This is a genomic window from Nocardia sp. NBC_00508 (assembly GCF_036346875.1).
In the GTDB taxonomy this organism is placed as follows: Bacteria; Actinomycetota; Actinomycetes; order Mycobacteriales; family Mycobacteriaceae; genus Nocardia.
Window position 1 is genome coordinate 1,441,558 of sequence record NZ_CP107852.1, and the last position, 18,757, is coordinate 1,460,314.

An 18,757-nucleotide genomic window follows, 5' to 3' on the forward strand; every position below is an offset into this window, starting at 1 on the left:
GAGCCGAAGAGTCCGAGTCGCATGGAATGGGCCACGGACCCGGCGGCAAGAGCTGTCAGCGGCGACGGATGGTTCGCTGCACGCCGCGCATCTTGGCGCCTGCGGGCATCGGGCCCTTCGGCAGCGCGGGCCCGCCGCGCGCGCTGAGCGCGGACAGGCGGCCTTCGATGAGCTCCATGCGCTTGGTGTCGATATTGCGGGGCAGCTTGGTCAGGTAGCGCTGCAGGTCCTTGATCGGAACCTGGCCTTCGTCGTTGCCGATCACGACGTCGTAGATCGGGGTGTCGCCGATCAGCCGGGCGGTGCGCTTCTTCTCCTGGGCCAGCAGCGACTTCACCCGCTGCGGCGCGCCCTCGGCGACCAGCACCACGCCGGGCAGGCCGATCACGCGGTGTACCGCGTCCAGTTGCGTGGTGGCGGCGACGCCGTTGCTCACCCGCCATTTGCCTTGCAAGTTGTCCAGCACCCAGGCCGCGGCGCCCGCCTGGCCCTCCGCCTTGCGGTAGACGCTCTTCTGTACCCGGCGACCGAAGATGATGAACGCGACCAGCGCGCCGAGCACCACGCCGAGCGGCACGAGGAACAAGGTCAGCCCAAAAATCAAGCCGATCACGACAGCGACGGCGGTACTGCCGACCACAGCGCCGATCATCAGCGGCAGCAGCAGCTTGTCTTCCTTGCGCTGCATCTGGAACGCCTGCCACAGTTGCCTGCGGCGTTCCCTCGACTGCTGCTTGCGGGCCGCTTTCGCCGCGGCCTTCGCTTCCTTGGTGGGCTTGCCTGCTGCCATGCCTCTCAGGATAGTGCCCAGGTAGTCGCGGCTTTGCCGTGGGAGCGCGGCGTCGATCAATTCCAGCCGCGCTGCCCGATCGACCCGAGCACGGTGAGATCCAGATCGCCGGACGCCTCGGTCCAGCCCATGGCACGCAGTTCCACCGGGGCGGCCACGCCGAGGGCGTCGCGCAGGCCGACGGCGACCGAGCGGGCGAACTCGAGCAGGCTGTTCGGCGCGATCGGCCAGAACAGAGTTCTGGTCCAGTTCCCCGCGTCCTGCCGCGGCGGCGGCTCATGCCAGCCCAGTGCGCGCAACTCCTGCGCGGCGGTGTCCGGTATCGGTCGGCTCAAGTAGTTGTTTCCGGCCAGCTCGGCGGACAACTTGATGTCGAACTGGACGAATTGGACAAAGCGATTGCCGGGCGCGGCGATGATCAACGTGGCACGCGAGGGCAGCTCCGAGAGACAGCGAGCCAGCGCTTGCACGAACCCTTCCCAGTCCGCGGTCACGGGCTCGCTCATTCCTTCCCCCGGCATCAGCACCGGCCCGATCATACGCCGACCCGCACGGGGCACAACGCGAATCGCGTTGCGCCCCGGCCTAGTTCACATATGTCATAGCTATCTGGAATATCTCGGCGCGCATCACCACTCCACGGCAGGGATCTGCGGTGTCTCGGTCGAACACCCGTGTCGACAGAACCCGCACAACCGTTCGGCTCGTCGGACGCATCGTCCAGGACACGGCCGCGGATGTCCGGTCCAGGTTTGGCTGGCCCTCACACGGCCGCCGGGGCCTGCGGCGTCTTCGCGACCGGCGCCACCTGTCCGTACCGGCGGAACACCGGTGCGCCGAGCGTGCGGCTCGCCGGACGCAGCGCCCAGGAAGCGACCACGCAGCCTGCGAAGAATCCCGTGTAGAAAAGATGGTTCGCCGCCGATCCGTGCGCGATATGCGAGACGAATCCGCCGGTGAGGTCGAAGAACGCGCCTGCATAAGCCCATTCCTTCACCAGCGGAAAGCGCGGCGCCAGAATCGCCATGGCACCGAGGATCTTCCAGAATCCGAGAATGGTCATCACATAGGTCGGATATCCCAGCTCGGTCATTCCCGCTTCGGTGCTCGGGGCGTGCATCAGATCGGCGACGCCGCCGGAGGCCAAAATGAAAACGATCACGGCGGTGGTGGTCCAGAATGCGATCGATCGCGCTGTGCTCATCGGGGCTCCCTGCCTCGTTCACGGGCGCGACCCGTTCGCGCCGTCACATCCCTGACCGGAGCCACCGCGGGAATGTGACAGCGCGCGCCGATTCATTTCGCCGGGATCTCCAGTTGCATCTGCGCAAGCGTCTCCGCGTCCGCGACCAGATCGATGGCGACGATCCGGCCCTCGGTGACGGTGAAGTCGAAAACCACCCGCGTGGTGCCGCCGACCGCCCATACCGCGCCCGCGCGGCCGTCGACGAGGGCAAGCCGTGCCGCCTTGGCCCGGCCGGAGAACGTCCGCGCCACCGCGTCGGGGCCGAGCGCGCCCGCCGCGCCGGAAGCCAGCGCCGCGGCGTCCACGCGCAGCACCACATCGGGATCGAGCAGGGTCAGCAGCGCTTGGAAATCGCCGCTACGGGAAGCGGCCAGGAACGCGTCGACCACCTCGCGCTGCCGGTCCCGATCGGCCACGGCCCGCGCGCCCTGGACTCGCCGCCGGGCCCGGCTGGCGAGCTGGCGGGCGGCCGCCGACGTTTTGCCGACGATGGGGGCGATCTCGTCGAACGGCACGGCGAACATATCGTGCAGCACGAACGACAACCGCTCCGCGGGCGAGAGCGTGTCCAGCACCACCAGCAGTGCGAGGCCGACCGAGTCGCCGATCACCGCTTGCTGTTCCGGGCCCGCGTCCTCCGGCCCGAGGACAAGTTCGTGTTCGTCGAGCGGCTGTTCACGGCGCGTGCCGCGGGAGGAGAGCATGTTCAGGCACACCCGTGCCACCACCGTGGTCAGCCAGCCGCCGAGGTTGTCGATCTCCGCCGCGTCGGACCGGCTCAGCCGCACCCATCCCTCTTGCACGGCGTCGTCGGCTTCGGCGGCGGAGCCGAGCATGCGGTAGGCCATCGCCCGCAACTGGCCGCGCTGCTGCTCGAATCGGCGCGCCAGAAACTCCATGTCGTCGGCCATCGTCCACTCCCTTGCCCGGCACACATCGTGCGCGGATGGATTGCCCGGCGGTCCATTCTGCCGCCCGGCCCGGTCATCACCATGACCGTCGAACCCCGCCTTGTGTGACGGTGGCGGAAACTTTTCCGCGATCGGTTGTCACATCGGCCGCGGCGGGCTGGTCATACCCGCGACGGCGAAATCCGCCGGGTACTGAAACCGCAGGAGTCATCATGACCGCAGGACTGCAGACGATCATCTACCCCGTCACCGACCTCGCGAAAGCCAAGAGCGTGTTCGCCGCGCTGCTGGGCGTGGACCCGATCGCCGACACCCCGTACTACGTCGGCTACCGGGTCGCGGGTCAGGACATCGGCCTCGACCCGAATGGGCACGCGGGCAAGGGCATGACCGGCCCGATCGGGTACTGGCACGTCGAGGACATCGAGAAGCGGATCGCGGCGCTGGTCGAGGCGGGCGCGACGGTCGACCGGGAGCCCAAGGACGTCGGCGGCGGCAAGCTGATCGCCACCATCACGGACGCGGACGGCAACATGATCGGCCTGTTGCAGCCGTAGGCTGCGCCGGGGACGCCGCACCGCACTTTCAGACGACCGCACCGCGCTGTTCAGCTCGCGGCTACCGGGCGGTGCTACCTTCCGGAGCGTGTGTGCGCGGTTGGTGGTGAGCGTCCATGACGTCGCACCGGCGAGTGCGGCGGAGACGGCGCGCTGGTGCGCGGACGCGGATCAGTTCGGAATTCCCGTCTCGCTGTTGGTGGTTCCCGGTCCGTGGCGGGGGATGCGGCTGTCCGGCGATCCGGACTATGCGGCGTTCCTCCGCGAGCGGCGGCGGGGCGGCGACGACATCCTGGTGCACGGGTGGTCGCACCGGGCCGGGCCGGAGGGCGGATGGCCGCGCAGGGCGGTCGGGCATGTGGTGGCACGCGGCGCGGCCGAATTCGCCGCGCTGAACGTCGCGGAGGCCACGGCCAAGCTGCGCGCCGCGACTGCGGTGATGACCGAATCGGCGCTGCACACAACGGGTTTCACTCCGCCGGGCTGGCTTGCCTCGCCCGGCGCGGAGCTGGCGCTGTGCGCGGCGGGGTTCACCTATACCACCTCGCATTTCGGGGCGAAGCATCTGCGCACGGGACGCCGGTACCGCGGGTTCGCGCTCTCGCACCGGCCGGGTGGCGGCTGGCCGGAGCGGTTCGGCGCGGCAATGGTCGAGACCGTGGCGCGCCGGACCGCCGAACGCGGCGGGCTGGTCCGATTGGCGCTACATCCCGACGACCTGCACAGGCCAGGTCTGCGCGACACCACCCTGCGAGCCATCGACGCGGTGCTGCGGACCGGCGCGCGGGCGACCACCTATGCCGAACTGGTCGGATCGGCGGTCGGCTAGTGCGGATCGTGCAGATCGCCAACTTCTACACCCCTGCCTCCGGTGGCCTGCGCACCTGCGTCGACGAGATCGGGCGCGGCTATTCGGAAGCGGGACACGACCGTGCGCTCGTCGTGCCCGGCCCGCGCGACGACGACGAGCGCACCCCGTCCGGGCACCGCGTCACGGTGCGCAGCCCGAAGTTCGGCGACGCGGGCTACCACGTGCTCACCGCCCGCCGCACCCGCCCGGTGCTGGATCGGCTCGCCCCGGACGTGCTCGAGTGCAGCGACAAACTCAGCGTCCGCTGGCTCGCACCGTGGGCGCGCGGCGTGGGCGTCCCGCTGGTGTTGTTCTCGCACGAACGGATCGACGCCATCCTGCGCTCCCGGGTTCCGCGCGGTTTCCCGCTCACCACCGCGGCCGATCTGGCCAACCGCCGCCTCTGCGTGCGTGCCGAAAAGGTCGTGGTCACCTCGAGTTTCGCCACCGCCGAGTTCGATCGCGTCGGTGCGCGCAACGTGCGCCGGGTTCCGCTCGGCGTCGACCTCACGACCTTTCACCCCGGAAACCGCCGCGGCGCGGCGCACCCCCACGATCCGGTACGGCTCGTGCTGGTGAGCAGGTTGTCGCGCGAGAAGTGCGCCGAACGCGCCATCCAGGCGGTGCGCGTCCTGGTCGACTCCGGTCTGCGCTGTGCGCTGTCCGTCATCGGCGACGGCCCGCTGCGTTCCCGCCTGGAGCAGCTGGCGGACGGGCTCCCCGTCGTCTTCCATGGCCATTTCACCGACCGGCCCGCCATGGCCGCCCTGATCGCCGAGGCCGACATCGCGGTCTTCCCGTCGCCTGCCGAGACGTTCGGCCTCGCCGTGCTGGAAACGCTGGCCTGCGGCACGCCTGTGGTCGTCCCAGCCGCGGGCGCCGCGCGCGAACTCATCGGCGGACCATGTTCCGGCGTCGTCTGCGACGGTTCACCGCGCGGACTCGCGGAGGGTGTCCGTGAACTGCTCGCCCTGCCCACGGCCCAGCGCCGTCGTGCGGCTCGGGCGGCTGCGGAACGCTTTCCCTGGTCGGCGACGGTCGAGAATATGCTCGCCCTCTACGCCGACTACGAGACCCGAGCCCGCTCGGCCTGACCTCGACCGTTGGTCGCTCCGACCGAATCGCGACCGGGGCTCGCGGGGCGCGACGTAGTTCCGCGACGCGGGCAGGATCGCCTTTCTGGGTTGTGCGACGCACATGCTTCGACGATTCGAAGTGCGATCAGTGACTCATCCGCGACCTGAGCCGCGATGTCCTGGCTCAGTGCATCCGGCGAATCCGGGTGTCGAGCCATCGGCCGTGAGCCGAGCCCGCGAGCGCGGAGATCTCGCCGGTCGGCTCATTCGGGATAGCACACCCCGGTGAGCTTCTCAGAGACCTCCCACAGGCGGGTCTGTCTCTGACGGTCATGCGAGCGAGAGGTCGACTTCACCCGCGTGGGATAGCCCTGGATTTCGAAAAGACCGGCAGGACCGTAGTATTCGCTGCCTGTTGCGTTGGGGTCGGTGGCGGCGCGAAGGGTGGGTAGTGCGCCCATGGCCGGGCTGCGGCCGAAGAGGCGGGCGATAGCCGAGTTCGGCAGCCGGAACGCCGCCGGGGAGTAGCGAAAGACCTCGGTGCTCGCGCCGCCTGGGTGGGCGGCCACAGCGGTTGCCCGGGTGTTGGCGAGGCGGCGGTCGAGCTCGTAGGTGAACAGCAGGTTCGCCAGTTTCGACTTGCCATAGGCATTTCCGATGGCGGCGGCCGGGTCACCGGGGTCGATGCGGCCGAAGCGGTGGCCGATGCTGCTCACGGTGACGATGCGCGCCGCGGGGGATGCGGTGATGCGGTCCAGGAGCAGGCCGGTGAGAGCAAAGTGGCCGAGGTGGTTGATGCCGAACTGGATCTCGAAGCCGTCCTCGGTGGTGCCGGACCGGCCGGTGACGCCGGCGTTGTTGATCAGCAGGTCGATGCGGTCGTAGCGGCCGCGGATCGTCTCGGCCGCGGCACGGACCGAGGTGAGCGAAGCCAGATCGAGTTTTGCCGTTTCGATCGAGGCGCTGGGCACGTGCTGGGTGATGCGGTGGGCGGCGTCCGCGGCCTTGTCCGGGTTCCGGCAGGCGAGGACGACGGTGGCGCCGTGTTCGGCCAGCGCTCGCGCCGTCTCGAAGCCGAGTCCGGTGTTGGCGCCGGTGACGACGGCGATCCGCCCGCGCTGGTCGGGTATGTCTGCTTCGGTCCATTTTCTCATTGACTCGCTCCTAATGTGAACGACACGTTCAGGTTAAAGTGAACCAGTAATTCATGTTGTCTGCAAGATTGATCTGGAAGGATGCGGCGAGATGACTGCTCAACCCAGGCGGGCGGATGCGCTGCGCAACCGCCAGGCGATCCTCGCGGCCGCACGCGAACTCGTGAGCGAACGAGGGCCCGACATCGGCATGGACGAGATCGCCGCGGCCGCAGGTGTTGCGGTGGGCACGTTGTATCGGCATTTTCCTGCCAAGAAAGACCTGATCGAAGCCATCGTGGCCGACCTGACCGCGGCAATCGGCGAATCACTGGACTCGGCGCTCACCCGGGTCGAGGATGGTACGAGTTCCGCCGTCGATGAGATCGCCGCGCTATTGCGTAGTGTGGTGATCGACATGCGACAGGAGCGCCTGTTCAGGTTCGCCGTCACCGGACTTGCCGGTGATTCGTTGCGGGAACTCCAGCAGCGTGGCCGCGTCGCTGTCGAGCGCCTCGTTGTCATGGCCCATCGCGCCGGCTCGCTCTATCCCGACATCACCGCCGACGACGTGATCCTGCTCTTGGCCACCGCGCCTGCCGATGCCGCAGCGGAGGCCGAGCAACTACGGTGGATGACTCTGGCGCGTCGCGCTCTGACACCGAATCCCGTGCCGAACTCCCAACGGTGACAGCTGCGGAGAGCGCAGTGGGCCGAAGGTGTGGAGCTGCGCTCCTGTGCGGCGCGGCGTTCGCGACTACGCGACCTGGGCCCGTGCCGCATCACCCGCCACTTCCGCGGAACGATCCCGCTCGTCGTGCAGCGTCGGCGAGTTCGCCAATAGCGCGACCCCCGCGATCACCAACGTGGCCGCGCACGCCAGGACTGGCAGGTGTGGTTGCACCGTCGCCGTGAAGAGGATCGACCCGGCCAGGTAGCTGAGTACCGGGTCGGTGATCGTCATCGCCGTCAGCGCCGTAGGCAGCGATCCGCGGGCGTACGCCTCCTGGGTCAGCACGCCGCCCAGAAACGCCGACAGCGGGATACCTAGCAACGCCCAGCTCGGTTCCGGCAGCCTGCTCGTCGCCAGCACCACCAGCACCGCCGTCGTGGCGAAACAGCATCCGGCGGCCACCGCCACCAGCGCGGAGCGCAGCTGGGTGGAGCTGGCCAGCCGGGACGCGCCGAACAGCAGGACAATCGCGACGGCCACAGCGGCGCCCGCCTCGGGCAGTAGTCGCGATTCCACCGCCGAGTGCGGGGAAACCCCCTGTGCGACAAGCAGAATCAGGCCCGCGCACACCGCGGTCGTCCCCGCCCAGTCCCGCGCGAGCAGTGCGCGGCCACGCCGCACCGCCGCCAACGGCAAAGCGAACAGCAATTGCACGACCAGCAGCGCCTGCACCACCGCGATCCCGCCGAAACGCAGTGCGACCGCGTGCACGACGAACCCCGCCACGTTCGCGCCCTGCCCGGCCAGCCAGCGGCGGTCGGTGATCAGCCTGCGGGCGATCGCGGCGACCACCAGGAACCGTCCCTGTCCGGAGCCGGTGGCCGCCTGCCGCGCCGCGCCCTGTTGCAGCGCCGCCGACACCGCGAACAGCAACGCGGCCAGCAACGCCAGGGTGACTGTCGCCACCGCGCCGACGGACCCGAAACCGAGTTCCTGCACTCTGCCGATGCTGGTCTACCTGGATGAACGCAGGATGGCGTCCGCTCGGCGGGTGGACGACGGCTCGGCCGACCACCCCGGTTCCGGGGTCTGGACGCCGATCCGGGCAAACTCGATAGTCCTATGGTGAGCGAACGACCTGTCCTGTTGCGCGCCCTGTGCGGGCTGCTGCTCCTGCTGGGAGCTATCACCCCGGTTACGGCGAACGCCGAGCCGCTCCGGGTGCCATTTCAGTGGAAGCAGGCGTTCATCGACAGCACCGACGGCACCCGGCTGCATGCGGACATCGTGCGCCCGGCCGGTATCTCCGAGGACACTCGCACTCCCGTCATCCTCACGGTCAGCCCGTATCGCGCGCATTCGGCGTACCTGAGCGAGCCGCGCCTGACCGGCGGCCCATCCACCGACAACCTCAGCGCCGAGCTGTTCCTGAACGCCGGCTACACCTACGTGATCGTGGACCTACGCGGGTTCGGCGGCTCCAACGGCTGCCCGGATTTCGGCGGCCCGGGTGAGCGAGCGGACGTCGCCGCCGCGGTGGAGTGGGCGGCGAGCCAGCCGTGGTCCACCGGGAAGGTGGGCATGTTCGGCGTCTCCTACGAGGGGTGGACCGGGCTGATGGGTCTGGCCGGCAAGGCGAAGGGCCTCGCGGCGGTCGCCGCGTTCGAGCCGGTCGTCGACCCGTACTCCTACCTGTACATGCAGGGCGTCTCGTGGAAGTTCTCCGGCAAGCCGATCACCGAAAACGGCGTGCGCCCTGCCGATTCCGCCGGATTGGAGCATCTGCTCATCGCGTCCACCCCGCCGCGTCCGGAGGACGGCGGCGAATACCAGTCGAACGCAACGCAATTGCCGTGGCAGTGCTACCAGCACTACCTCTCCCAGGTCGCCGATCACACCCCGGACACCAGCTTCTGGCGCGATCGTGATCTCGTCGCTCCCCTGCGCGGCAACACGATTCCGCTGTTCCTCGGCCAAGGCTTCGTCGACTACAACACCCGCGCCTACCGAGTGTTCGACCTGTGGAACGGTCTCGGCCCCGGTGCGCATCGAGCCTGGTTCGGTCAGTGGGGCCACCGCACCTGTCACGACAAGTGCGGCACGCCGCACTTCGACACCGAACTGCTCGCCTTTTTCGATAAGCATGTGGCGGAACGCGACGTCGAGATTCCCGGCCCGCGGATCACCGTCAGCCAGTTCGACGGCCAATGGCGCGCGGAGACCGCGTGGCCGCCCGCCGATGCGCAGCGGGTCGCGGTCGAGCTGCGTCCCGGTCGCTACACCGACCGCGGCCTGGTTCCGGGACCCGACCGCGAAGTCTGGTCGGTGTCCGAGCCGCTGACCCACGATCAGCACCTGTCCGGCATCCCGACCGCGACGCTGCGGCTGAGCGGTCCGCCGACCGCGACCGTCGCCGTCGAGCTCTACGACATCGCACCCGATCTGCGCGCCACCGTCATCACCCGAGGCATCGCCCCGGTCGGCGACACCGCGGAGGTCCGGTTGCTCGCCCAGGACTGGCCGATTGCGGCCGGGCACCGGATCGGCGTGCGAATCACCGACGTGGTCGACGACGTGTGGTCGCACGCGCCCGCCTTCGCCCCGGTCACGGTCGCGGCGGCGAGTGTCGAGCTGCCGTTGCTGGCAGGCACGCGTCATCCCGATCTGCCCGGCGGGCTCACCGAGGGCATCGTGAAGTGGCGAAACGAGAAGACCATCGCCCTCGACCCCGGCATGTTGAACAATGCAACGGTGTCCATGAACCTGCCGAACCGCACCGGTGCCCGATGACCGAGCCGGTCGACGACCTGACCGCCGAACGCCTCGCCGCCGCGCTGCGGTGTGCGACCGTGTCCGCCGACGACCCGCGCGACGCCGACAACGCCGCGTTCGACCGCCTCGACGCCCACCTCCAGCAGTCCTTTCCCCGGGTGCACGCCGAACTCGAGCTGCGACGCTTCGGGCACAGCAGGCTCTACCGGTGGCCGGGCAGCGAACCCGGCCGGGTCGCCGCGATCCTGCTCGCGCACCAGGACGTGGTGCCGGTGGACAACCCGCAGCGCTGGACCCATCCGCCCTTCGCGGGGGTGGTCGACGACGAATACATCTGGGGCCGCGGCGCGATCGATGACAAGAGCCGCGTGCTCGCCATACTGGAGGCGGTCGAGTCGGCGCTCGCCGCGGGATTGCGGCCCCGGCACACGGTGTATATGGCATTCGGGCACGACGAGGAGGTCTTCGGCGGGCATGGCGCCGAGCGCATAGCCGAGCATCTGCGGCAGGCGGGCGTGCGCGCGGACCTGCTGCTCGACGAGGGCGGCGTGATCACCGCGGGCGTCGTCGAGGGCGTACGGCAACCGGTGGCCACGATCATGCTCGGCGAGAAGGGTTACGCGACGGTCCGGCTGTCGGTCACCGAGGTGGGCGGGCATTCGTCCATGCCGGGCAAGCAGACCGCGGTCGGCCGGATCGCGCGCGCGGTGAGCCGGATCCAAGACCATCCGATGCCGCTGCGATTGACGCCGGTGATCGCGGACATGCTGGCGAGGTTGCGCGAGGTCCTGCCCGAGCCGCGGCGGCGCCTGCTCGGTCTCGCGGGCGTCGCGGGGCCGGTGATCACCCGGGTGATGGCGGCCCGGCCGCAGAGCGAGGCGATGGTGCGTACCACCGCCGCGCCCACGGTGATCCGCGGCGGGGTGAAGGCGAACGTGCTGCCGCAGCACGCCGAGGCGCTGGTGAACTTCCGCATCCTGCCCGGCGACTCGGTCGCGTCGGTGCTTGCGCACTGTCGGAAGGTGGTGCGCGACAAGGGCATTCGGTTCGAACTGGTGGGCATGTCGGCGGAGCCGTCGCGCATCACCGGCCCAGGTCCCGCCTTCGACCTGATCGCCGATCTCGCTCGCGCCGTCGTCCCCGGCATCGCGGTGACCACCGGCATCGTTCCCGGCGCGACCGACTCCAGGCACTACCACGACTTGGCGGCCACCCGCTGCAACTTCGCCCCGATCGTGCTGGAGGAGAGCGATCTGGCCTCGATTCACGGAACCGACGAGCGCCTTTCCCGGGTCAACTACGCTCGACTCATCGAGTTCAACCGGCGGCTGATCGAGCACTTCGCGGCGACCAGCGTGCCACTGACGTCAGGAGCCGATGCATGACGACCGAGCCGACGGCGCGCGACGCCACGCCGACCGAGCCGCCCGCCGCGCCCGCGATCCGCACCGACTCCGGCGAGTTCGACGGCATCGGCAGCGGGGTCGCCTGGCGCGCGTGGCTGCCCGAGGCCGAGGCGCGCGGTGTGATCGTCCTGGTACACGGCGTCGCCGAGCACTCCGGCCGCTACGCTCACGTCGGACAGCGCCTGGTCACCGCCGGTTTCGCGGTCTACGCGCTCGATCACATCGGACACGGCAAGTCGGCGGGCGGCAAAGCCAATATCGGTTCGATGGCGGGCGCCGCCGACAACGTCGCCGCCATGCTGGCCATCGCGGGCCGGGAGCAGCCCGGCGTGCCACGCTTCCTGGTCGCGCACTCGATGGGCAGCCTCATCACCCTGTATCTGGCCACCAGGGCGTCGATCGACGTCGCGGGCATCGTGCTGTCCGCGCCGCCGCTGGACATTCCGGTGGGCAACCCCGTGCAGCGCATGCTCGCGCCGGTGCTGAGCAGGTTCACCCCGAATCTCGGTGTGCTGAAATTGGATTCGTCACAGATCAGCCGTGATCCGGCGGTGGTCGCGGCCTACGACAACGATCCGCTGGTCTACCGGGGGATGCTGCCCGCCCGCACCGGTTCCGAGATGCTGAACGCGACCCATACGGTCAAGGCTCGGCTGTCGAAGCTCACCGTGCCGCTGCTGGTGCTGCACGGCACCGCCGACGCGATCGCCGCGCCGTCGAGTTCGGACCTCATCGAGCGGGGTGCGGGATCGAAGGATCTCACGGTGATCCGCTACGAGGGTCTCTACCACGAGGTGTTCAACGAGCCCGAGCAGGAGAAGGTGTTCGACGACGTGGTCGGGTGGCTGGAAGCGCACATTACCGGCCAGTAGTATCCCGGCATGAGAACTCCCGGATCCATCGCGTTCGTCCGCGCCAGCTGGCACAGCTCGATCGTCGGCAAGGCATACGAGGGCTTCCTCGCCCAATACACCGACCTCGGCTTCGACCCCGCCACCGTCGACGTCTACGAGGTGCCGGGCGCCTTCGAGATCCCGCTGCACGCCAAGCGTCTCGCGCACTCCGGCCGGTACGCGGCGATCGTGGCGTCCGCGCTGGTCGTCGACGGCGGGATCTACCGGCACGACTTCGTCGCCTCGGCGGTGATCGACGGGCTGATGCGGGTCCAGCTGGATACCGACGTGCCGGTCTTCTCGGTCGTGCTCACCCCGCACCACTTCCACGAGCACAACGAGCACGTCACGTACTTCACCGAGCACTTCGCCACCAAGGGCGCCGAAGCGGCCCGAGCCTTGGCGGGCACGCTCAGCTCGCTGCGCTCGCTTCCGGCGTAGCGCGACTACCGGAACTTCGTCAGGCAGGCGCTCTCCCCATCCAGCACGCCGGTGCGGAAGGCATCCAGCCGCTGGTAGCCGCTCGGCACATCTTGCCGTTCACGTCGGCCGCCGCGAGTCCGTCGGCGAGCAGCCCGGACACTGCCTCGTCCAGGTCGCCCGCGGACAGGTGGGGGTCGCATGGCGGTTTTTCGAACCAAGGCTCACACAATGGTATGGACCGGCGATGCCGAAAATCCGCTGCGCACTTGGCTTGGGCCTCGCCCTGCGTGACGGAATCAGCCCCGATGGGCCGACAACAGCCAGGCCGGAACCGATTTGCGGCCGCTGGGCTCGTCGCGCATGCCCTCGAACCGGAAACCTGGGACCGCGGGCAACTCCGCGGGAAGGTCGCCATGGATTCGCGCCGGCCTGATCTCATCGATAACCCAGTACTTCGACACCACATCACGAAGCTCGTCTGCGGTGACCGGTGACGGCCCCGGTTGAGGCACTTCGGGCAGCGCTGCCCGGTCGAACACCAGCACGAAATACGCCGCGCCCGGCGCGGCGGCGCGCACGATCGACTGCTGATACCCCTCCCGCGACTCGACCGGGATCGAATGGAACAACGTGCTGTCGACGATGGTGCCGAAGCGGCCGTCGTAGCCGGTGAAGGAGGCGATGTCGGCGACCTCGAAGGAGGCGTTGGCCAGGCCGCGCCGGGTGGCCTCGGCGCGGGCCAGATCGACCGCGGTCGGCGACAGATCCAGTCCCACGGTGGTGTAACCGCGCTCGGCGAGATACAGCGAGATCGCCGCCTCCCCGCATCCGACGTCGAGGACATCGCCATGGAATTTGCCCTGCTCGATCAGCGCGGCGAGTTCCGGCTGGGGTTCCCCGATACTCCACGGCGGTTTGACACCCGGCCCGAACGGGCCGCCTGTGCCACGGTAGACCGCGTCGAATTCGAAATCATGTGGTGTGGTCATAGCCCACGAATATCAGGGCAGCTCGGGACCTGGCCCGCGACGCGCCCGGCTTGCTCGACGAGCGGTATCGGCCTTTCCCAGAGCCGGGAATAACGGGTTCAGTCGTTGCCCGGCGTCGCTCCGGATCCGCGCTGCGATAGTGCCCGGAAAAGGTGTGGTGCCATCCTCGCGGGGTAGGTAATCGATCGAGACCCGCCTGTCACCGCGGTGACGGTGCCGGGCAACCGCTCCACGCTCGAAGGACATCCCCGCCGAAGCAAAGGAGCCAACATGTCCACCATCCACTTCAAGGAGACGACGAACTCGACGCCCGAGCAGTTTGTCGCGGCGCTGACCGACTTCGGGCCCGGCCGCTCACAGCTGTTCGGCAACAGCACCGACGAATACCTCGAGGTGCACGCCCAGGGCCCCGGCGAGGCCGACGTCACGGAGGGCTCGCGCGGCATCTGGGAGCGCCTGCACTACGACTGGTCAGACCCCAACCGCGTCGTCATGATGACCACCGACTCCAACGTATGGGGCGGCCACTCGGGCCACACCTACACCTTCACTCGCCAGCCCGACGGGACGACCGATCTGGATGTCGTCGTGGTGCGCGAGGGCAAGAACCTCAAGGGCCGGGTGCTCGGCGTGGTGGTCGGGACGGTCGGTAAGCGCGTCCTGAGACAGGCGCTCGAAAAGACTGTCAAGGCCGTCGAAGCTCGCAACAGCGGCACGGGAACGGGGGAACGCCCGTGACCGGACCCGCCGCGGGGACGCCGCTCGCAGGCACCACTTTCACGGACCGCTAGGTCGAGTCTTCGCAGTTCGGAGGCTGCGTCCGGGGGACGCTGTGGTTCGTCACCGGCCAGGGTGCTTCCCCGGCTCGGACGTGGCGTCGGCGCTCCGGCCGGCGAGCAGGCGCAGGGCGTTCGCGGACGGTGGTCCGGGCTCGACGGTGTACAGACCCAGCGTCCGCTCCGGATCACCGACCGGAGTGAAGGCCTCGAAACCGGAGCATGCCATGACCTGCACGGCGGAGGACTTCCCCAGTGTCCGACTTTTCGTCGCCAAGTGGCAGGCATTCCCGGTCCCCCGCCGCCGGACCACGACAGCCCGAGTTGACCGCCTGGGCGACCGAGCGCCACGCCGCGATCACCATCGGGCTCTCGCTTAGCTGGGCTGAGCTTCACCGAATCCGCGGTGATTCGCTCACGTCGTTCAGTTCGTTTCCAGAGAGCGTTTCATTCTCGCGTCGACGTAGGCGATGAGGCATTGCAATGGCCAGCGGCCGTCGTCCCTCAGTTCGAAAGTGTCGACACGGTCACGCAGCTCCCATAAGAGGCTGTCGATCTCCTGGACGTCGTGCATGGTCAAGTCGCCGCGCTGGGTTTCCGCCAATGCCGACTGCAGTTCTCGATCGATCTCCGCCAACATCCCGCGAAGCCATTGGGTCCGGCCGAGGACGGCGTCATGGCTCTTCAGCTCGACGTAGTCGAACAGGTTTCGGAGCGGACTCTGCTCGATCGTGCCCGGAAGCGGGAAAGGCACCCGGTCTCGAACAATTTCGAGCTGACGCCGGACCTCGCGGGCGCTCGCAACGGAGAACTCGTCTCGCAAGGAAGCCGACAGCCCGAGAAGCAGTCGCTCGATGTTATCCACGCTCGCCACCTGCCCACCACCGCAAGACGTTACCGCCGACCACCATACCGGCCCCGCACAGCTGGTGTCGGTGGCGCAACGCCGGGGCCAGGACCGGTCCTCGCTCATTGGCGCGCAGATCCGGTCGCCGAGATCTGCTTTGCTGAGCACGGCTAGGTGGACGATAGCCGTCCGCATCTGCGCGATTCGGCGAAATCCCGTCCTCGCACCGGCCATGCCGGGTGCGGAATGCGCGGCTGGTGGCCGCAGACAACCGGTCAGTGGAGCTGAATTCGGGCGATGAGGGCGCGGTGGTCGGAGCCGGGGACGGTGAGGCTGTGTAGTTGTTCGGCGGTGGCGTCGGCCAGCAAAATGTGGTCGATGCCGATCACCGGGCCCCAGCGGCGGTCTTCCGGGTACGTGGGCAGCAGGCCCGCGCCGCTTTGGTCGGCGGCCGAGGCGAAGCGGCCGCGGAGCAGGTCGCGGTAGGCGGTGTGGTCGCGGGTGGCGTTGAAGTCGGCGCCCACGATGGCCGGTCCGCGGTGCGCGTCCAGGATTTCGCGGGTCCTGCGCATCTCCGCGGTCCAGGCGGGGAAATTGAAAGGGGGCGGGACCGGATGAAAGGCGAAGACGGTGATCGGCCCGCGTTCCGGGTGATCCATCGTCGCGGAGACGTTGTTCAGGATGTACCCGTCGTATTTCTTGTTGTCCCGCAGCGGATATCGGCTGTAGATTCCCGTGCCGCCACCGCCGCCACCGGGTTCGGTACAGCGGTAAGGCAGTTCATCGAGCAGGCCCGCACCCGCCAGCCGCTCGACCGCCTCGCCGGTCAGCTCGTCGACGGTCAGCACGTCGACCCGGTTGTCCCGGACCGCGCGCACCACGGCGGCCGGATCGGCCTTGCCGAACAGCAAATTCGATTGCATGACGGTCATCCGCGGCCCGCTCGCGGCCCGTCCTTCCGGCACGAACGCGGGCACCAACGTCCACAGCACCGCCACGGCCAGCACCCCGGCCACGGCCGCACTGCGCCACCCACGCGCGATCAGCATCAGCACCAAACCGGCGACCGCTCCGATCATCAGGTACGACGCCCCCGACGCGAGCAGCACCAGCCCCCGCCGCTCCCACGCTCCGAAATGCAACACGATCCCGACGGCGCCCGCAGCTACAGCGCACCACCCCGCACCGAGCAAAGCCCGGTCTATCCATTTACGCATGCGGCCGAGCCTAGGCAATGCCGGTGAAGTCGCGGTGTGGGGCATGTGTGGATTCCATGAGGGAACGACTCCTACTCGCCGTCGACCAGCCCGATCACGGATCAAGCCGCCTGCGCCGTTTGCGATCCCGACCGTGACCGAGGACCTGTCTTTCCCCATAGGGACAGCCTGGTCGCTGCCGGGCACACCGGTCGTCGACCTAGCGGACGGCTGAAGACGTCACTGAGCGAATCCACACTTCCTCACCGGGCCGATCCACAATCGCTTCCCACGGAAAGCTCAGGAGCGGAGGAGGTGTACAGGAAGCTTGTTGAAAGTCCTATCGAACGCCGAGGCCCGCTTGCAGAGTCGGCCAGGATTTGGGCAATGCGGCCTTCCAGTACGGCCATGAGTGGACGCCGACGGCGGCGTAGTCGAGCGAGAGGTCGGCGCCGAAGAGTTTCATGGCGGGCGCGGTGGCGAGGGTGCAGTCATGCGAGATGTGTTCGATCTCGTTCGCCCGGAGCGGGTCGTTGGGCCACGACCAGTTGTCGTCGAACGGGGCATCGTCGGGGCCGGGCACGCCGGTGCCCACGTACAGGTGGACCGGTTTGCCGCGCAGCGCGTCGAGATGTTTGCTCGGATCGTGCGCGTCCCACTCCGGATTGCCCGCGGTACCCCACATGTTGTCCGGGTTCCCGCCTCTCGACTCGACCACGGGGCGCACCGAGAGTTGCCCGATACCGTCGGTCTTATAGCAACCGCTGAAAGCTGCCAGGGCCCGGAACATGTCGGGGTGCCGCACGGCCAGAATGGCCGCCGCTCCCGCTCCCATCGAAAGTCCGCCGACGGCGTAGACCCCGTTGCCTTTCAGCTCGCGGTCGATCAGCGGCGGCAGCTCCGAGGTGAGAAACGTCTCCCACTTCTGGTGTCCGAGTTCGGGGTCGTCCTTCAACCAGTCGGTGTAATAGGTACCCCCGCCGCCGACGGGCATCACCACGTTGACCGGCTTGTCGGCGAAGAACTCCTTGGCGCCTCCGCGCAGAGTCCAGGTGCTTCTCGGCTGGGATTCCGACGCCCCGTTTCCGTCCAGCAGCAGCAAGGTCGGCCGGGATGCCGCCTGGTTCGCCGGTACCAGCACGTCGAGGTGAATGGTGCGCTTCATCGCGGGCGAGCGGACGTACATCTGCCATTGCTGCGCAGAGGTCTTCTCGATCCGCTCGACGACGGCCTCCGCGTTCGCTTGGGGAGCCGCGACGAACAGCGGTGCGACAGCGACCACTGCAGCTGCGGCAACAGACCCCATTCGCCGGAACCCTCGACGCCCTCGCAACACCGACATGCGCAAAACCACCGTACGAACCCCATCGACGTTTGGCCCCATCGGAGGCCGTGACTTTTTCGCGCCAACAATGCCATGAAATTGCTGAACCACCACTACAGGGAAGTGGGTGCCGCGACGGACGTCTCAGCTGGTTCGATCGGGTCGAGCCGGTAGTTACGGGGTTGTAGCCCGCCGGAGTGGTCTGGTGTCGGTCGGCGGGCCTCGGGTATCGGTGGCCCCGCACAGGGGCCACCGTTCACCGGCTCATCAACTCCGTGAGCGTGGCGGTATCCGTCGTCAGCGAGCCACCGGCGAATTCCAGGGTGGCGTGCGACCGTTCGGCTGCTGCCGGATGGCCCGCGCCGCAGGCATCGGTGACGATGATCGGCAGGTAGCCCAGGTCCAGGCTGTGGCGGACGGTCGGCTCGATGCCCACCTCCATGGCGATGCCTGCCACGGCGAACGTATCGATTCCGCAGTCGCGCAACGCGATATCGAGCGGTGTCGCGGCGAAGGCCGACATGGTGATCTTGTCGAACACCACTTCGTCGGGGCCGGGGGCCAACTCGGGGGCCAGCTGGAACTGCGGTGAGCCCTGCGGGAAGCTGGAGTGCAGCTCGGCGGGATCGTCCACGCGCTGCCACTGCATGGCGGCGCGCAGCTGGGCGACGCCGGACGCGGCGACCGGCAGCGACATGTGCCGGGTGTAGAACACCCGGTAACCGCCCGCCCGAGCGGCATCTCGCAATTGCACGCACGCCTGCACGATCTTGTCGCCGTCCGGGATCTGGCGCACGATGCCGACTTGCATGTCGTAGATGAGCAGCGCCATGCGCGCGGGGTCGCAGGCGTCCGGGACGGTCTGCGGAATGCTGAGGCCGAAGGCGTGTCGCAT

At 68.6% G+C, this 18,757-nt stretch carries 21 protein-coding genes and 1 pseudogene; 9 read left to right on the plus strand and 13 right to left on the minus strand.

What is annotated here, in order from left to right; translation table 11 throughout:
• Positions 1 to 55: 55 nt before the first annotated feature.
• The 4 genes from OHA40_RS06345 to OHA40_RS06360 all read right to left on the minus strand — a co-directional run bounded on the left by OHA40_RS06345 (position 56) and on the right by OHA40_RS06360 (position 2,947).
• Positions 56 to 790 carry a DUF4191 domain-containing protein gene (locus OHA40_RS06345; protein ID WP_330232133.1) on the minus strand — a complete coding sequence of 245 codons (735 nt, stop codon included), beginning with the start codon at positions 788 to 790 and terminating at the stop codon, positions 56 to 58.
• Positions 791 to 846: 56 nt separating this feature from the next.
• Positions 847 to 1,311 (minus strand): TY-Chap domain-containing protein, encoded by a 465-nt coding sequence (locus tag OHA40_RS06350; protein WP_442944029.1) that lies wholly within the window; start codon positions 1,309 to 1,311, stop codon positions 847 to 849.
• A 242-nt stretch (positions 1,312 to 1,553) separates the two neighbouring features.
• On the minus strand, positions 1,554 to 1,994 hold the full coding sequence (locus OHA40_RS06355) for a DoxX family protein (RefSeq protein ID WP_330232135.1): 441 nt from the start codon (positions 1,992 to 1,994) through the stop codon (positions 1,554 to 1,556).
• A gap of 92 nt (positions 1,995 to 2,086) precedes the next feature.
• Positions 2,087 to 2,947, minus strand: coding sequence for a sigma-70 family RNA polymerase sigma factor (locus tag OHA40_RS06360; RefSeq protein ID WP_330232136.1), 861 nt, complete (start codon positions 2,945 to 2,947; stop codon positions 2,087 to 2,089).
• 212 nt (positions 2,948 to 3,159) lie between these two features.
• Between OHA40_RS06360 and OHA40_RS06365 the strand changes: the two genes are divergently transcribed.
• The 3 genes from OHA40_RS06365 to OHA40_RS06375 all read left to right on the plus strand — a co-directional run bounded on the left by OHA40_RS06365 (position 3,160) and on the right by OHA40_RS06375 (position 5,448).
• A complete protein-coding gene (locus OHA40_RS06365) occupies positions 3,160 to 3,504 on the plus strand; it encodes a VOC family protein (protein ID WP_330232137.1) in 345 nt (114 codons plus the stop codon).
• Positions 3,505 to 3,592: 88 nt separating this feature from the next.
• Positions 3,593 to 4,333: a polysaccharide deacetylase family protein gene (locus OHA40_RS06370; RefSeq protein WP_330232138.1), complete on the plus strand. Its 741-nt coding sequence runs from the start codon at positions 3,593 to 3,595 to the stop codon at positions 4,331 to 4,333.
• Positions 4,333 to 5,448, plus strand: coding sequence for a glycosyltransferase (locus OHA40_RS06375; RefSeq protein WP_330232139.1), 1,116 nt, complete (start codon positions 4,333 to 4,335; stop codon positions 5,446 to 5,448). Before OHA40_RS06370 ends, OHA40_RS06375 begins: the two co-directional genes overlap by 1 nt.
• A 245-nt stretch (positions 5,449 to 5,693) precedes the next feature.
• Here the strand turns inward: OHA40_RS06375 and OHA40_RS06380 are convergent, their stop codons facing one another.
• Positions 5,694 to 6,584, minus strand: coding sequence for an oxidoreductase (locus OHA40_RS06380; RefSeq protein WP_330232140.1), 891 nt, complete (start codon positions 6,582 to 6,584; stop codon positions 5,694 to 5,696).
• 91 nt (positions 6,585 to 6,675) lie between these two features.
• On the opposite strand from OHA40_RS06380, the gene OHA40_RS06385 reads away from it, so the two are divergent.
• A complete protein-coding gene (locus tag OHA40_RS06385; RefSeq protein WP_330232141.1) occupies positions 6,676 to 7,254 on the plus strand; it encodes a TetR/AcrR family transcriptional regulator in 579 nt (192 codons plus the stop codon).
• 66 nt (positions 7,255 to 7,320) lie between these two features.
• On the opposite strand, the gene OHA40_RS06390 is transcribed toward OHA40_RS06385, so the two are convergent.
• Positions 7,321 to 8,235, minus strand: coding sequence for a DMT family transporter (locus OHA40_RS06390; protein ID WP_330232142.1), 915 nt, complete (start codon positions 8,233 to 8,235; stop codon positions 7,321 to 7,323).
• 123 nt (positions 8,236 to 8,358) lie between these two features.
• Between OHA40_RS06390 and OHA40_RS06395 the strand changes: the two genes are divergently transcribed.
• From OHA40_RS06395 to OHA40_RS06410, 4 genes are read left to right on the plus strand one after another with little or no spacing between them, the layout of a single operon-like run.
• Positions 8,359 to 10,026 (plus strand): CocE/NonD family hydrolase, encoded by a 1,668-nt coding sequence (locus OHA40_RS06395; protein ID WP_330232143.1) that lies wholly within the window; start codon positions 8,359 to 8,361, stop codon positions 10,024 to 10,026.
• Positions 10,023 to 11,393, plus strand: coding sequence for a M20 family peptidase (locus OHA40_RS06400; protein WP_330232144.1), 1,371 nt, complete (start codon positions 10,023 to 10,025; stop codon positions 11,391 to 11,393). The genes OHA40_RS06395 and OHA40_RS06400 overlap by 4 nt, the downstream gene beginning before the upstream one ends.
• A complete protein-coding gene (locus OHA40_RS06405) occupies positions 11,390 to 12,286 on the plus strand; it encodes an alpha/beta hydrolase (protein ID WP_330232145.1) in 897 nt (298 codons plus the stop codon). The genes OHA40_RS06400 and OHA40_RS06405 overlap by 4 nt, the downstream gene beginning before the upstream one ends.
• A 9-nt stretch (positions 12,287 to 12,295) precedes the next feature.
• Positions 12,296 to 12,748, plus strand: coding sequence for a 6,7-dimethyl-8-ribityllumazine synthase (locus OHA40_RS06410; protein WP_330232146.1), 453 nt, complete (start codon positions 12,296 to 12,298; stop codon positions 12,746 to 12,748).
• Between the two features lie 5 nt (positions 12,749 to 12,753).
• Here the strand turns inward: OHA40_RS06410 and OHA40_RS06415 are convergent.
• A pseudogene (locus tag OHA40_RS06415) lies at positions 12,754 to 12,917 on the minus strand (metallopeptidase); the annotation flags it as partial.
• Between the two features lie 109 nt (positions 12,918 to 13,026).
• On the minus strand, positions 13,027 to 13,719 hold the full coding sequence (locus OHA40_RS06420; RefSeq protein WP_330232147.1) for a class I SAM-dependent methyltransferase: 693 nt from the start codon (positions 13,717 to 13,719) through the stop codon (positions 13,027 to 13,029).
• Between the two features lie 270 nt (positions 13,720 to 13,989).
• Here OHA40_RS06420 and OHA40_RS06425 point away from each other — a divergent pair, with 270 nt between their 5' ends.
• Positions 13,990 to 14,457 carry a hypothetical protein gene (locus tag OHA40_RS06425; RefSeq protein ID WP_330232148.1) on the plus strand — a complete coding sequence of 156 codons (468 nt, stop codon included), beginning with the start codon at positions 13,990 to 13,992 and terminating at the stop codon, positions 14,455 to 14,457.
• A gap of 102 nt (positions 14,458 to 14,559) precedes the next feature.
• On the opposite strand, the gene OHA40_RS06430 is transcribed toward OHA40_RS06425, so the two are convergent.
• The 5 genes from OHA40_RS06430 to OHA40_RS06450 form a co-directional block, all read right to left on the minus strand.
• On the minus strand, positions 14,560 to 14,724 hold the full coding sequence (locus tag OHA40_RS06430; RefSeq protein ID WP_330232149.1) for a hypothetical protein: 165 nt from the start codon (positions 14,722 to 14,724) through the stop codon (positions 14,560 to 14,562).
• 195 nt (positions 14,725 to 14,919) lie between these two features.
• Positions 14,920 to 15,360: a hypothetical protein gene (locus OHA40_RS06435; protein ID WP_330232150.1), complete on the minus strand. Its 441-nt coding sequence runs from the start codon at positions 15,358 to 15,360 to the stop codon at positions 14,920 to 14,922.
• Positions 15,361 to 15,617: 257 nt separating this feature from the next.
• On the minus strand, positions 15,618 to 16,559 hold the full coding sequence (locus tag OHA40_RS06440) for an endonuclease/exonuclease/phosphatase family protein (RefSeq protein WP_330232151.1): 942 nt from the start codon (positions 16,557 to 16,559) through the stop codon (positions 15,618 to 15,620).
• 319 nt (positions 16,560 to 16,878) lie between these two features.
• Positions 16,879 to 17,844, minus strand: coding sequence for an alpha/beta hydrolase (locus OHA40_RS06445; protein ID WP_330232152.1), 966 nt, complete (start codon positions 17,842 to 17,844; stop codon positions 16,879 to 16,881).
• Between the two features lie 274 nt (positions 17,845 to 18,118).
• Positions 18,119 to 18,757, minus strand: a complete 639-nt coding sequence (locus OHA40_RS06450) for a cysteine hydrolase (RefSeq protein WP_330234071.1) — start codon at positions 18,755 to 18,757, stop codon at positions 18,119 to 18,121.

Excerpts from the sequence above, each read along its gene's own strand:
- OHA40_RS06345 (WP_330232133.1), bottom strand. The coding sequence starts at position 790 with ATGGCAGCAGGCAAGCCCACCAAGGAAGCGAAGGCCGCGGCGAAAGCG.
- OHA40_RS06350 (WP_442944029.1), bottom strand. The coding sequence starts at position 1,311 with ATGCCGGGGGAAGGAATGAGCGAGCCCGTGACCGCGGACTGGGAAGGG.
- OHA40_RS06355 (WP_330232135.1), bottom strand. The coding sequence starts at position 1,994 with ATGAGCACAGCGCGATCGATCGCATTCTGGACCACCACCGCCGTGATC.
- OHA40_RS06360 (WP_330232136.1), bottom strand. The coding sequence starts at position 2,947 with ATGGCCGACGACATGGAGTTTCTGGCGCGCCGATTCGAGCAGCAGCGC.
- OHA40_RS06365 (WP_330232137.1), top strand. The coding sequence starts at position 3,160 with ATGACCGCAGGACTGCAGACGATCATCTACCCCGTCACCGACCTCGCG.
- OHA40_RS06380 (WP_330232140.1), bottom strand. The coding sequence starts at position 6,584 with ATGAGAAAATGGACCGAAGCAGACATACCCGACCAGCGCGGGCGGATC.
- OHA40_RS06385 (WP_330232141.1), top strand. The coding sequence starts at position 6,676 with ATGACTGCTCAACCCAGGCGGGCGGATGCGCTGCGCAACCGCCAGGCG.
- OHA40_RS06395 (WP_330232143.1), top strand. The coding sequence starts at position 8,359 with ATGGTGAGCGAACGACCTGTCCTGTTGCGCGCCCTGTGCGGGCTGCTG.
- OHA40_RS06400 (WP_330232144.1), top strand. The coding sequence starts at position 10,023 with ATGACCGAGCCGGTCGACGACCTGACCGCCGAACGCCTCGCCGCCGCG.
- OHA40_RS06405 (WP_330232145.1), top strand. The coding sequence starts at position 11,390 with ATGACGACCGAGCCGACGGCGCGCGACGCCACGCCGACCGAGCCGCCC.
- OHA40_RS06410 (WP_330232146.1), top strand. The coding sequence starts at position 12,296 with ATGAGAACTCCCGGATCCATCGCGTTCGTCCGCGCCAGCTGGCACAGC.
- OHA40_RS06420 (WP_330232147.1), bottom strand. The coding sequence starts at position 13,719 with ATGACCACACCACATGATTTCGAATTCGACGCGGTCTACCGTGGCACA.
- OHA40_RS06425 (WP_330232148.1), top strand. The coding sequence starts at position 13,990 with ATGTCCACCATCCACTTCAAGGAGACGACGAACTCGACGCCCGAGCAG.
- OHA40_RS06430 (WP_330232149.1), bottom strand. The coding sequence starts at position 14,724 with ATGGCATGCTCCGGTTTCGAGGCCTTCACTCCGGTCGGTGATCCGGAG.
- OHA40_RS06440 (WP_330232151.1), bottom strand. The coding sequence starts at position 16,559 with ATGCGTAAATGGATAGACCGGGCTTTGCTCGGTGCGGGGTGGTGCGCT.
- OHA40_RS06445 (WP_330232152.1), bottom strand. The coding sequence starts at position 17,844 with ATGGGGTCTGTTGCCGCAGCTGCAGTGGTCGCTGTCGCACCGCTGTTC.
- OHA40_RS06450 (WP_330234071.1), bottom strand. The coding sequence starts at position 18,757 with ATGCGACACGCCTTCGGCCTCAGCATTCCGCAGACCGTCCCGGACGCC.